The organism is Bacillus xiamenensis, assembly GCF_000300535.1.
Classification (GTDB): Bacteria; Bacillota; Bacilli; order Bacillales; family Bacillaceae; genus Bacillus; species Bacillus xiamenensis.
In genome coordinates this window covers 61,380-74,484 of sequence record NZ_AMSH01000004.1, presented here as the reverse complement: position 1 = coordinate 74,484, position 13,105 = coordinate 61,380, and the positions used below count along the sequence as shown (strand labels likewise).

The 13,105-nt window shown below is 41.7% G+C and carries 14 protein-coding genes; 9 read left to right on the top strand and 5 right to left on the bottom strand.

The window, feature by feature from the left end; genetic code table 11:
• Nucleotides 1–3: 3 nt before the first annotated feature.
• Together garR and BA1_RS02920 are read right to left on the bottom strand one after the other, a co-directional pair.
• Nucleotides 4–897: a 2-hydroxy-3-oxopropionate reductase gene (gene garR / locus BA1_RS02925; RefSeq protein ID WP_008355560.1), complete on the bottom strand. Its 894-nt coding sequence runs from the start codon at nt 895–897 to the stop codon at nt 4–6.
• Between the two features lie 197 nt (nt 898–1,094).
• Entirely contained in the window at nt 1,095–1,952 is an 858-nt protein-coding gene (locus tag BA1_RS02920) for a MurR/RpiR family transcriptional regulator (protein WP_174549226.1), read from the bottom strand.
• Between the two features lie 161 nt (nt 1,953–2,113).
• On the opposite strand from BA1_RS02920, the gene BA1_RS02915 reads away from it, so the two are divergent.
• Nucleotides 2,114–2,791 carry a DUF3298 and DUF4163 domain-containing protein gene (locus tag BA1_RS02915; RefSeq protein WP_008355557.1) on the top strand — a complete coding sequence of 226 codons (678 nt, stop codon included), beginning with the start codon at nt 2,114–2,116 and terminating at the stop codon, nt 2,789–2,791.
• A 97-nt stretch (nt 2,792–2,888) separates the two neighbouring features.
• On the opposite strand, the gene BA1_RS18460 is transcribed toward BA1_RS02915, so the two are convergent.
• Together BA1_RS18460 and pepT are read right to left on the bottom strand one after the other, a co-directional pair.
• The gene (locus BA1_RS18460; RefSeq protein WP_082194719.1) at nt 2,889–3,068 is read right to left on the bottom strand and encodes a hypothetical protein; all 180 of its coding nucleotides are present in this window, start codon (nt 3,066–3,068) and stop codon (nt 2,889–2,891) included.
• Nucleotides 3,069–3,356: 288 nt separating this feature from the next.
• Nucleotides 3,357–4,589 (bottom strand): peptidase T, encoded by a 1,233-nt coding sequence (gene pepT / locus BA1_RS02910; RefSeq protein ID WP_008355555.1) that lies wholly within the window; start codon nt 4,587–4,589, stop codon nt 3,357–3,359.
• A gap of 226 nt (nt 4,590–4,815) precedes the next feature.
• Here pepT and BA1_RS02905 point away from each other — a divergent pair, with 226 nt between their 5' ends.
• The 5 genes from BA1_RS02905 (at nt 4,816) to BA1_RS02885 (ending at nt 8,213) form a co-directional block, all read left to right on the top strand.
• On the top strand, nt 4,816–5,139 hold the full coding sequence (locus tag BA1_RS02905; protein WP_008355553.1) for a WXG100 family type VII secretion target: 324 nt from the start codon (nt 4,816–4,818) through the stop codon (nt 5,137–5,139).
• 4 nt (nt 5,140–5,143) lie between these two features.
• A complete protein-coding gene (locus BA1_RS02900; protein WP_008355551.1) occupies nt 5,144–6,340 on the top strand; it encodes a DUF6861 domain-containing protein in 1,197 nt (398 codons plus the stop codon).
• Nucleotides 6,341–6,352: 12 nt separating this feature from the next.
• Nucleotides 6,353–7,111: a hypothetical protein gene (locus BA1_RS02895; protein WP_008355549.1), complete on the top strand. Its 759-nt coding sequence runs from the start codon at nt 6,353–6,355 to the stop codon at nt 7,109–7,111.
• Nucleotides 7,112–7,132: 21 nt separating this feature from the next.
• Nucleotides 7,133–7,660: a YfjD family protein gene (locus tag BA1_RS02890; RefSeq protein WP_008355547.1), complete on the top strand. Its 528-nt coding sequence runs from the start codon at nt 7,133–7,135 to the stop codon at nt 7,658–7,660.
• A gap of 97 nt (nt 7,661–7,757) precedes the next feature.
• On the top strand, nt 7,758–8,213 hold the full coding sequence (locus tag BA1_RS02885) for a helix-turn-helix domain-containing protein (protein ID WP_008355546.1): 456 nt from the start codon (nt 7,758–7,760) through the stop codon (nt 8,211–8,213).
• Between the two features lie 64 nt (nt 8,214–8,277).
• Here the strand turns inward: BA1_RS02885 and BA1_RS02880 are convergent, their stop codons facing one another.
• Nucleotides 8,278–8,625 (bottom strand): helix-turn-helix domain-containing protein, encoded by a 348-nt coding sequence (locus tag BA1_RS02880; RefSeq protein WP_008355544.1) that lies wholly within the window; start codon nt 8,623–8,625, stop codon nt 8,278–8,280.
• Between the two features lie 206 nt (nt 8,626–8,831).
• Between BA1_RS02880 and BA1_RS02875 the strand changes: the two genes are divergently transcribed.
• The 3 genes from BA1_RS02875 (at nt 8,832) to nhaC (ending at nt 12,819) form a co-directional block, all read left to right on the top strand.
• On the top strand, nt 8,832–9,821 hold the full coding sequence (locus BA1_RS02875) for an asparaginase (RefSeq protein ID WP_008355543.1): 990 nt from the start codon (nt 8,832–8,834) through the stop codon (nt 9,819–9,821).
• Between the two features lie 23 nt (nt 9,822–9,844).
• A complete protein-coding gene (gene aspA / locus BA1_RS02870; protein ID WP_008355541.1) occupies nt 9,845–11,269 on the top strand; it encodes an aspartate ammonia-lyase in 1,425 nt (474 codons plus the stop codon).
• Between the two features lie 143 nt (nt 11,270–11,412).
• Complete coding sequence (nhaC, locus tag BA1_RS02865) at nt 11,413–12,819, top strand: Na+/H+ antiporter NhaC (protein ID WP_008355539.1); 1,407 nt, start codon at nt 11,413–11,415, stop codon at nt 12,817–12,819.
• Nucleotides 12,820–13,105: the final 286 nt, after the last annotated feature.

The following is a 13,105-nucleotide window of genomic DNA, read 5'->3' as shown; positions in this document are numbered from 1 at the left end:
GCCTCATCCCTTCTTCACTTCAACATGAGCCATTTTTTCGTAATATTGAACGATTCCGCCATGATCAAGTCCAGATTTTCCGTCCGCTTTGAGGGCGTGGAAGATTTCAAGCAGCTGACTAGAAAGCGGAAGAGGAACGCCAATATCATGGGCAGTTTCCATCACATTGGTTAAATCCTTTAAGTTGATGTCGATGCGTCCGCCAGGTTCAAAGTTTCGTTCTAAGATGAGCGGAACCTTTGCATCGAGAACAGCACTTCCTGCCAGTCCACCGCGAATAGCCTCATACATTTTATCAATCGCAATGCCTGACTTAGCGGCAAGAACAAGCGCCTCGGACATGGCAGCGATATTTAAGTTGACGATGATTTGATTCGCAAGCTTAGCGGTTGTCCCGCTTCCATTTGATCCAACTAATACGACATCTGTGCCCATGGCATGCAGGACATCCTTCACTTGTTCGAAGATCGCTTCTTCGCCGCCCACCATAATCGCCAGTGTTCCGTCAATCGCTTTCGGCTCTCCGCCGCTGACAGGTGCATCAATAAATTCGACCTGATGCTGTTTTGCCAGTGCAGCTAATGCTCTAGAAGTAACAGGTGAAATAGAGCTCATATCAATGATGACCGTGCCAGGTTTAGCGGCAGCTAAAATGCCCTGTTCACCTGCTACAACTGCTTCTACATGCTCACCCTTGGGAAGCATCGTGATTATGATATCGCTTTCAGATGCTGCCTCAGCAGCTGAAGTGGCGCCTTTTGCTCCTGCTTCTTTTAATGCTTGAACAGCTTCCGTATGAATATCGAAAACAGTCACAGTATGACCGGCTTTTAATAGATTAAGTGCCATAGGTTTTCCCATAATTCCTAATCCGATGAATCCAATTTGCTTCGTCATTTTGTCGCCTCCCATTTCGAAAACCCTTACAAAAAGCGCTTTCTTTTCTTTTTGTTAGTATATATACTATCTATTATATTTGATAGTAGGAAATAAACTATTGTTCATTTAATGTACATGACGTGATAGAACGTGTCAACGGAAAATATGAGGGAAGTCACAAAAAAAGACCGGAATCAGCTCCGGTCTTATGCCATTTATGTTTTATTTTTAGCTACGGCTAATCGAGATCGTTTGACGTTTTCGATCGCATGTGGTCCTAGTTCTAAAACAGCTGCAACGTACAGAACATCAATGATCACAAGCTGGTTAATACGGGAAATCATTGAGTCGGAGCGATAGGTTGTTTCTCTTGATGAACTGAGCAGATGAAAATCAGATCGCTTGGCGAGCTCTGATTTTGGATAGCTCGTGATCGAAGCGATTGCTGCTCCTTTTTCCTTAGCAAATTGCACGGCATCCAGGATTTCTCTGCTTTCTCCTGAATGTGAGATTGCAACGATAAAATCATGTTCCGTTGCATGGGTTGCAATCATATTCATCATATGAGGATCACTGCATAGACTCACTTCAAAACCAAGCTGAAGGAATTTATGATAGGCATCTCCAGCAATAAAACCGGATGCACCTGCTCCAAAGAAGACAGTTTTATGTGCCTGCTTCATTTTCTCAATAAACTTTGTCACAGCCTGGTCTTCTAGAATATGCTTCATATCCTGAATCGAGTTTGTTGTTAACTCTATGACTTTGTGTTTAATATCTGCGACACTATCAGATGCCTCGATCTCGCCGTATATTGATTGGGGCGTATTGGTCGCAATATCCTGCGCGATGTGGACGCGAAACACTTGATATGACTCATAGCCAATTTTTCGTAGAAACCGAAAGATCGTCGTTTCACTTGTGTTGCATTCAGCGGCGAGCGCACTAATGGAATGAAGCACAACTTTCTGAGGGTTTTGCAAAATGTAATTGGCAATCTTTTTCTGTGTTGGAGATAAACTATGAAACGTTGTTCTAATATGACTAAAAATATTCTCTTCTATGATAAACACCACACTTCATCTAACATTCTATATTAAGCATACAGGAACTAATGAAAACGGTAAACAAACCTGATGTGGAAAAAGAAAGGATAATATGGAAAAAATACTTTTTTTGGTTCTTTTGTCATGGTATACTCATTTGGTAATAGACAAAAATGGGGGTTTTTACTATGACAATGAAAAAGAGCTTAACGATCAGCCTGCTCATTTTTTCGCTGATTGTTTCGTTGTTTGCTCCAGTTGGATCTGCGGATGCCAAACAAGCAAAAAAAGCAAAAGTAAGCACACATTATTATAAGAAGAAAAAAACGTTCAAATATGCACAGGTGAAAAACCTTAGTAAGGCGCATATGAAAACCATCAACCATGATTTAAAAGAAGATATCGCATTCTCCTATTCTATGTACTTGTTCTTAAAGGACGAAGCGAAAAAAGAAGGCATTGGGAAGATCACGTACGAGAGATCGTTCGAAACGAAATTTAACAATGGGAAGAAACTAAGTTTCTTAAACTATGATTACATGAATGACGGCACCATGCATGGGGATACGATGGTCACGAGCATGAACTATGTGTTAACAAAGAAAAAGACAAAGCAGTTGTACTTAACAGATGTTGTGAAAACAAAGAAAAAACGCACGAAAGTAAGAGATTATATCTATAAATATACGAAGAAGCATAAAAGTAAATTCTATGCGGACCTGAAAAAAAGTGATATTCAAATCGACTACAACACGCAGTATTACTTCACGAAAAAGGGAATTGCAGTTGTCTTCCAGCCATATGAAATCGCACCATACTCTCAAGGAATCCCTATGATTCAAGTTCCTGCGAAGGTGTATAAATAAAAAAAAGAGAAACGGCCATGAATTTGGTCGTTTTTGATGTGTCTGAATCGGTTATTTGCAAACAAAAAGAGCCCCTGATCAGGCTCTTCCTTTCAATTTATACTTGTTTGGGTGCATTGTGTAGTGGGTGGCGGCGTTTGCCGTTGTAGTGGCGGCGCATACGAAAGATTTCGAACTCCGAAAGCTCTGCGCTTTTTCGTTTTTGGGTGCGGTTATCTTTTTTGAAAGAGAGTAGTAAGTAGCAGCAAAGTGAAGCGATAATCAATAAAATCATCATATGACATTCCTCCAATTCATCCTATTCTTTCAGTGTAGACAGGGTGAGTGATGTTTATAACTGAAAATAAGCAGCAGACTCAGTTTAGTCCTTAAGGTTTAGTTTATCTGCTAATTTAGGTCTAAAATACTGGTCGTTTGTAACTATTATATTTCCAGTTATTTCACTCGTCAAGAAGAATTTTTCTGGGGTTGTCTCTATTAGTACGATTAAGTGTCACAGAAGTTTCAGAAAATTGTAAACTTTCATTAAAAAACCGTTCCCGAACAGGAACGGTTTTAAACATATTTATGCTTTTTCTTCAAATAAACGTGCAATTTCTACGATGACTTCTGTTGCTTTTAGCATGTTTTCCACAGAAATGAACTCATATTTACCGTGAAAGTTCTCTCCACCAGTAAAAATGTTTGGTGTTGGGAGTCCTTTATATGAAAGCTGTGAACCATCTGTGCCGCCGCGGATCGGTTCAATGACAGGTGTCACTGAGCGGTTTTCCATGGCTTCATGAGCGATGTCCACGATATGTTTCACCGGCTCAATTTTTTCTTTCATATTGTAATATTGATCCTGAATGCTGAGGGTAATGCTGTTTTCACCGTATACCGCTTTTAAGTCATTCGCGATTTTTTCAAATAATGCTTTGCGTTTGTTAAACTTTTCTTTATCAAAATCACGAATAATATATTGCAGCTCTGCTTCTTCTACTTCTCCTACAAACCTCGTGAGGTGGAAAAAGCCTTCGTATCCTTCTGTATATTCTGGAGATTCGTCTGAAGGAAGTTTGTTGTGAAAGAGCATTCCGATCTTCGCAGCACTGACCATTTTGTCTTTTGCTGTTCCTGGATGGACGCTGTTTCCTTTAATTGATACTTTTGCACCTGCTGCGTTGAAGCTTTCATATTGAAGCTCTCCAAGCGGCCCGCCGTCAATCGTATAAGCATAAGAAGCGCCAAAGGCATCAACATCAAATTTGTGCGGCCCTCTGCCGATCTCTTCGTCTGGTGTGAAGGCGACTCGAATTTTTCCATGCTTGATTTCTGGATGCTGAATGAGGTAATGCATGGCGGTCATAATTTCTGCGATACCTGCTTTGTTATCTGCACCAAGTAAGGTCGTGCCATCAGTGGTGATCAGTGTATGTCCTCGGTATTTTTGTAAATTTGGAAACTGAGCTGGAGATAAGACGATATGTAGATCTTCATTTAACGTAATGTTGCCGCCTTGGTAGTTCTCATGGATCTGCGGTTTTACATTTTTGCCAGTGAAGTCAGTGGCTGTGTCGATATGAGCCAGGAAGCCAATGGTCGGCACTTCTTTGTCTGTGTTAGATGGGATCGTTCCCATGACATAGCCGTTATCATCCATTGTCACTTCTTGAATGCCGATGTCTTTCATCTCTTCAACAAGCTGCCTCGCTAGGTTCAACTGTCCCTCAGTCGATGGACAGCTTTCTTTTTCTGCATCAGACTGGGTATCCACTTTTACATAACGTGTGAAACGCTGGATCATTTCGTCTTTCATCAATACGTCACTCCTTTTGTAGAATACGTTCATTTTATCATGTCTTGAATGTGCTTCGTAACAAAAAAGGCTTTCTCTGACAATTGGAGAGAAAAAAGGCCTACTTTTATTTTGTGATGTGCTGAATGGTTCTTTAGGGTGATTTTTTTGGGTGTCTTTTTATTTATAATGAGGACATATAAAATCATCCATTTGTACGTTAATTTGGGAGAAAGGGGTGCGAAAGTTGGATTCTAGTCAAACGCTGGCACTCGCTCAAAAGTTTCAAGAAGCGGCTGATGACATTCGGCAGTCAAAGCAGCTGCTTGAGAACCGGTTGAAGGCAGTGGGATCAGGCTGGCAAGGAGAAGCAAGAAATAAATTTGATCAAAGCTTTGAGGAAACAGCGGCACGCTATGATCAATTTGAAAAGGATTTGCTTGAAACAAGTCAGGAACTGCGGGATGCAGCCGCCAAAATCGAGGAGCGTAAAGCTGAAATTGCTCGAATGGAAGAGCTTGAACGAAAAAGAAGAGAAGAACGGAGAGAAAGAGCTCGAGAAGGGAGATGATGTGATGGCACGTGACATTGTAGTGGACCCAGATCAGTTGACAGGGCTGGCGAATGATGTGATAGGAGAGCTTTCGGTCATTGAAACAAAGCATCACGATTTACATAGTGAACTGGATGGTCTGATCCTAGGCTGTGATCCTCGTTATAGAAGCTGTTTTTCTGGAGTTGGAGACGCATGGAGCGCTGGCCAAGCCTTAATCAGCAAATTGAGCAGTGATGATATTGCCATTCGTCATGCCAAGGATAAAATGGTCGAAGCTGATGATATTTTAAGGAAAATGTACAGCATTTATGATCAATATGGTACACTCACGAGCTTAGCTGGTATTGTGATGATGCAGGCGAAATACTATGGGCTCGGGATGACGACCTTCTTGAAGGAAAATGGCCGCTATGCAGCGCAGCATTCAAAGCTGCTTCTTGATCTGACAAACCGGGTCGAAGGAACGAGATTTGACCGGTTGGCAAGGATTTGGCTGAGTAAAAAAGAATTATTAAAACGGTCGAACTGGTCGATGGCTGATTTGGTCCATAAGAAATTCACAAAATTTTATCCTGACGACACGGTTGCGTTTACAAACAGTGTCCGTGATTTCACAAAAGGAAGTATCAATTGGAAGGACACAGCTGGAATCAAGTCTGTTCTGAAAAATGGTGCAAGATTTGCGAAAGGAAATGCCATCATTGCAACGGTTGTCACAGGTGCAACAGAAACGGTTGGCTGTGGTTTGAAAATTGCTGAGAACTATGCAGAATTCGGTGATCAACCGGAAGTGCTCAAGCGTGAAAATGCAAAGGCAGTTGGAAATGCAGTGAATAATACGGTCTTTATCGCAGGCGGGTCCGTTGCAGGTGCCGTTGTCGGCGGCGCTCTTGGAAGCTTTGCAGGGCCGATTGGAACAGTAGTCGGCGGAGCGATAGGATCGGCAGTGGGTGGATTTATTGGTGAAAAAGTCGCCAAACTTACATCCGGTTTTGCAGAACAGGTCGCAGTGAAATTGAAAGACACGATTCATGCGGTCGTCGACAAAGGGAAAAAAGCATTTGAACTGGCGGGTCAAGGGGTAAAAGCAGTCAATGACACCATTGATCAAGCAAATCAGATGATACATAAAGGAATAGAAAAAACAAAAGAAACCGCAGATTCGCTGATGAAAGGTGCAGGTGATTTCTTGAAGGGCGCATTTTCTTTTGGATAAGGAGAGATCAAGTTGGATCAGCTAAGTCTAAGTATCGAGGAGCTCATCTTTAGTTTTTACAGTGAAGGCTATTTTGAACAAGGCATGTCATTAAAGGAAGCTTATTATCCAGAAGTAGAGGATGAACGTCTTGGTTTTTTATTTGAAATCGCATGCCGCTCTCTGCTGGCAAAGGGCGTACTGGAATTTCGAAACAGACAATACCGTTATAAAGAAGATTACCGGCATTTCATTCAGGCCATGAATGATGCATCGCATACCGTGAAGGCTTCAAGATTTGGCGCGTTAGATGAAGATGTCAGTACGTCCTTTCATACGACGCAGGCAGGTGTGTATGCGCATCATACGCTTTATGACCAGCAAGTGCATCAGATCCACAAACTAAAAGACGATCAGCAGACAGAGGAGCAAGTGACAACCTTCTTGAACATACACATGAGTGATCACCCCACATCCGTCATCAACCTGCAGGCAGAGGAATTTGAAATGCTGTTAGAACAAGCCAGCGAAGGCAAAGGTGAATGGCTTTCTTTTCTAAACCAAGCAGAGAACCAAGAGCTTGTGATGGCATTTGTTTCTGATGTGCGGGCAAGAAAAGGGAAAATGGACTCCCTCATGAAGGTCGCTTATGACAAAAACAATACGCCGGATGTAGAATCTATGATATTTGTTATTCCGGGGGAGAGGCATTCTTGGCTTGTGTCTGGGATCAAGGAAAACGAATTTCGCATAGAGACAGCTCATAGAGACGGATTACGTTCTATATTCTAATGGGGAAAAGGAGAATGGCGCTTGAATCCAAGTGAAGTAATAGAAGTGAGGAGCAGGCTCTTTCTAAGAGTATGGGCATTCTTAGCAACGGGCGGCTTTGGTATCATCGGTATTTGGTTATTTTCAGAAGCTCTTACATTTGAATCGAATTATACGTTGTTTTTATTTTTAGGCGGACTATTAGGCATTGTCTACGGATGCATATCCTTTTTGATGATCCTGCCGGCTTTTACGAAGAAAGGAAATGTCATTTTTCGCATTCAGCGCGGAGAGAATGGCGCTGTTTTGTATCAACAACAAAAGATCCCTTTTCAAGATATCCAATCCATTGATATGCGTAGGCATCGGTACAGTATAAGGGGCTTTCTTTTCATGGATGTGCTCATTCGTAAAATAGATGGGAAATTAATAAAGATTCCGGCGTACAGTATTTTAGATGAAGACGTATTTGAGCAAACCGTCAAGCAAGACATATATCCATATTTACATGAGACAGCCCAACAGAATTGGAGACAGCAGCATGGTCAGAGCGAAGAGCCGGTTAACTAAGCTGAATTTGTCATGATTTCATGAGATGAGACGCTACTTTTTTGAAGAAATCGTGTATGATGTCAGTAAAGACTGAACATTCAAGAGGTGATGAGAGATGGACAAAGAAATGGTAATCGACCTCGTCACAGAACAAATGGCACGAATTCGAAAAGAAAAGAATTATACGCAGGATCGTATGGCTGAGGTGCTTGGTCTATCAAAGCGGCATGTGCAGCAAGTAGAAAAAAATAGACTCCGCCTCAACTGGACACAATCGGCGGCCGTATGTGCATTATTCAGGGATAGTGACATTTTAAAAGGAACACTTGGGGATGATCCGCTCGAGATTTTGGAAGTCGTGGCACATGATGAATTGCATCTATCGGTTGAACGTACGATTGGCGGAAAGGTTTGGTGGCGAACGTCTGTGAAAAAAGGTGCGTTTCGTCTCCAGCAAAATGTACTAAGCCAGCATTACCGCATCTTAGACGATGAGAATTATCGCTATTATAGTTCCTTTAATAAAGAAGAAGCAAAGCGGCGGTTAGAGGAATTAAGTGAGCTGTCGTAAGCAGCAGCTGATATGAAAGGGAAAAGAGAGGTACCCGTATGACAGGGATCTCTCTTTTTTGTGTTTATACTTTCAGAGTGTTTTTCGCCCGAATAAAGGCAACAAGCTGTTTGATTTCTTCATCAGTTAGTGGAACGCCGTCTACATAGATCGTTCCTTCTTTTGCTTCCGTCAGTTCAATTTTGATATCAGAGATTTTGCGTTGTATCTCTGGCTCGTCCGTTCTACCAAGTAAAAAATCAATGGACGTATCATACAAATCAGCCAGCAGCTTCACTGCTTCAAGCGAAGGTCGTCGGTACCCAGATTCGTAACCGGCATAGGTGCTTTTGGCGATACCTAGGCGATCTGCCGTATGCTGGAGAGACCATTTTTTCTTCTTTCTAAGGGTGGTTAAACGATCGAGTATCATACATGAACGCTCCTTTATATACAACAACAGTATATCATATTTTGACATAGAGTGTACGCGTTATGCGTAATAATTTCTTGATTAATTCGCGTTATGTGACTATAATGGCAATGAAGGTACGCGTAAAGCGTATATTATAGAATAGCACAAGCTGGCTTATAATATGTGTGACAAACGAAGTAATTTTACTGAAAGAGGTGGACCTGTTGAAGAAATTATTGCTTTTAACGACTGGTGGGACGATTGCATCTGTAGAGAGTGAAAATGGTTTAGCTCCAGGTGTTAAAGCTGAGGACCTTTTAAGCTATTTAAACGAAATTAATGCAGAGTACACAATGGACACAAAGTCCCTGATGAGTATAGATAGTACCAATATGCAGCCTGAATACTGGGTGGATATCGCAAAAGCCATTTATGAAAATTATGATCAATATGACGGATTTGTCGTCACGCACGGAACTGACACAATGGCCTATACATCAGCAGCACTATCTTATATGCTACAAAATCCTGATAAGCCGATCGTTATTACAGGTTCACAAATTCCGATTACCTTTAAGAAAACAGATGCGAAGAAAAACATCACAGATGCGATTCGCTTTGCATGTGACGGCGTTGGCGGGGTGTATGTCGTGTTTGATGGCAGGGTCATTCAAGGAACGCGTGCAATCAAACTAAGAACGAAAAGTTACGATGCATTTGAAAGCATCAACTACCCATATATTGCATCGATTGAAAACCATCAAATTGAATACAATAGCAAAGTAAAAAGATCACCAATGAAACCGCTTAAATTAGATGCATCCTTGAACACAGATGTTTGTTTATTAAAACTGCACCCAGGGCTGAAGCCTGAGTTTTTAGATTCAATCAAAGGTGTATACAAAGGTGTCGTCATTGAAAGCTACGGCAGCGGCGGCATTCCTTTCGAAGGAAGAAACCTTCTAGAAAAAATCAACGAATTGCTGGAAGAAGGCATTTCTGTTGTCATCACAACTCAGTGTCTCGAAGAAGGAGAAGACATGAGTGTGTACGAAGTAGGGCGCAAAATCAATCAAGAACTGGTGGCACGTTCACGCAACATGAACACAGAAGCCATCGTGCCGAAGCTCATGTGGGCATTAGGCAAAACAACAGATCCACGAGAAGTGAAAAAGATTATGGAAACGCCAATCGCAGAAGATTTAGTGATTTAACTATAGAAAGCAGGTCATACAAGATGGTTCAAGCAACTTATCGCTACGAGAAGGATTTTCTTGGTGAAAAAGAAATTCCGGCAGACGTGTATTATGGTGTTCAAACCCTTCGTGCAAAAGAGAATTTTCCGATTACAGGATATCGCATGCATGAGGAACTCATTAGAGCCTTTGCTATCGTCAAAAAAGCAGCCGCTCAAGCCAATATGGAAGTTGGACGTCTATATGAAGGAATTGGCAATGCCATCGTTCAGGCTTCGGATGAAGTCATTGAAGGCAAGCTCCATGAGTACTTTATCGTAGACCCAATTCAAGGCGGCGCAGGAACTTCCATGAATATGAATGCCAATGAGGTCATTGGGAATAGAGCCCTGGAGATCATGGGACATCAAAAGGGTGACTACATTCATTTAAGTCCAAACACACATGTCAACATGTCGCAATCGACAAATGATTCGTTCCCTACTGCGATCCATATTGCTGTGCTGAAGCAGTTAGACATTCTGCTTGAGACGATGCAAGCCATGCAGGACGTATTTCAAAAGAAAGCACAAGAATTCGATCATGTGATCAAAATGGGGCGTACTCATCTACAAGATGCTGTTCCGATCCGTTTGGGACAAGAGTTTGAAGCATACAGCCGTGTGCTTAGCCGTGATATTAAACGAATTAACCAATCAAAACAGCATTTATATGAAGTCAACATGGGTGCGACAGCTGTTGGGACAGGCCTTAACGCAGATCCTCGCTATATTGAGATCGTGGTGAAGAAACTCGCTGACATTTCAGGGCTGCCATTAGTAGGCGCAGAGCACCTTGTTGATGCCACGCAAAATACAGATGCGTACACAGAAGTATCTGCTGCATTAAAGGTATGTATGATGAACATGTCTAAAATTGCGAATGACCTTCGCTTAATGGCGTCTGGTCCACGTGCAGGTCTTGCTGAAATTGCATTGCCAGCCCGTCAGCCGGGATCATCCATTATGCCTGGGAAGGTCAATCCAGTGATGGCAGAGCTCATTAACCAAATCGCATTCCAGGTCATTGGGAACGACCACACCATCTGTCTTGCTTCTGAAGCAGGTCAGCTGGAGTTAAATGTGATGGAGCCTGTTTTGGTCTTTAACTTGCTTCAATCTATTAGTATAATGAACAACGGATTCCGCTCATTCACAGATCATTGTTTAGTGGACATCGAAGCAAATGAAAAACGTTTGAAAGAATATGTAGAAAAAAGTGCGGGCGTGATCACTGCCGTGAACCCTCACTTAGGCTATGAAGCAGCCGCTAGGATTGCAAGAGAAGCGATTTTAAAGGGACAATCGATCAGAGATCTTTGCTTGCAGTATGATGTTTTAACGGAAGAAGAACTTGATATTATTTTAAATCCTTACGAGATGACAAAGCCTGGTATTGCCGGTGAAGAGCTGCTAGAGCGACAATAATATCAAAAAATTTATTTTATTAATATGTGGAATTGCCTGTGAAAGAGAGAAAAAACAGGCAATTCATTTTCTTTCAAATTGACACACTTTTTTCGCAATATTTTGAAAACGCTTAACGCACGCGCAAAGGGAGGAAACAAACATTGAAATCGGTTCGCTTGCCATCTATGGTGGAGATCATCGCAGTACTAGGGCTATTTTTAGCGATTGTCTTATCCTTTACTATTTATTTTAACTTAGATATTCAACTGGCTTTATTTATTTCATGGTTTCTAGCAATTGGGCTCGGTCTTCATTTAGGACACTCTTATAAAGATTTACAGAATGCTATTACTAGAGGAATATCAAATGGGCTTGAAGCTGTTTTAATTTTACTGGCTGTTGGTGCTTTAATTGGAACATGGATTGCGGGTGGCGTTGTCCCTACACTCATTTATTATGGACTAGAGTTTATTCATCCGAATATCTTCTTACTCGCAACATTAATTATTTGTGCGATCATGTCTGTTGCTACAGGTACTTCTTGGGGAACAGTTGGTACAGCTGGTATTGCCATGGTTGCGATCGGTGAAGGGCTAGGAATTCCCCTTCCAATCGTAGCAGGTGCAGTGTTGTCTGGCGCTTATTTTGGAGACAAGCTTTCTCCGCTATCAGACAGTACAGTTCTTGCCTCGTCTTTATCAAAGGTTGAGGTGCTCGCACATGTAAGAGCGATGATGGTATTATCCATACCGGCCTTTGTTATTACAGCTATTATGTTTACAGTGACTGGATTTATCTATGGAGGGCGCAATATTGATCAAGAGAAGGTGGAATTTTTAAAGAATGCCTTGCTTGATACATTTAATATTAATGTGTGGATGCTCATTCCAGCTCTGATTGTTGTTGTTTTACTCGTGATGAAAAAGCCTGCTTTACCGGTTATTGCGATTGGTGCTTTGTTTGGGGCGGTCTGGGCATTTGCTTTTCAGGGAACGAATCCAAGTGATGCAATTGGTTCAGCATACAATGGATTTTCAATTCAATCAGATGTAGACTTCCTTAACCAATTATTAAATCGTGGTGGAATGGTCAACATGCTCGGCTCTTTGGTCGTCATTATCCTGGGTCTTGGCTTTGGCGGAGTATTAGAACATCTGGGTGTATTGAAAGTCATTGTCTCAACATTTGAGAAAAAGCTATATAATGCGGGAAATGTGACACTGTCCACAATTCTTGTAGCATTCTTTGCCAACGTTTTTGGGTGTGCAATGTATGTATCCATCATTCTTACACCAAAAATCATGGAAAAAAGCTATGACAAATTAAAATTAGACAGACGTGTGTTATCTAGAAACTCTGAGGTCGGAGGAACGCTTACCTCTGGTATGGTTCCATGGTCAGATAACGGAATTTACATGGCAGGGATTCTCGGCGTATCGACATTCTCGTATTTACCATTCATGTGGTTGAGCTTTGTCGCCATTGGACTTGCGATCATCTATGGATATACAGGGAAGTTCATTTGGTACGTGAAAGACCAGCAAGAAAAAGAAGAAGCGGCATCATAAGCCGTTTATAAAAGCCGTCCCGGGGGAGGGGCGGCTTTTATTTGTCCTAGGACCGGAAGACTATATGTATCGTCTGATGGACGAATGTGTATTTTGACCCCTTATAAAAGGGGGCTTAAGGTGTGGTATGCGGTAGATCGAAAGCATATTTATACCATAAAAAGGGCACAAATCCCTATTCAAACATGAGTCTTTGAACCTTATAATAACAATATTGGAAAAAGTACGATTCGCCATTACGCTCGTTTAGAGGGACTCTAAGCAGCGTTTTTATTTTTTGACAGGA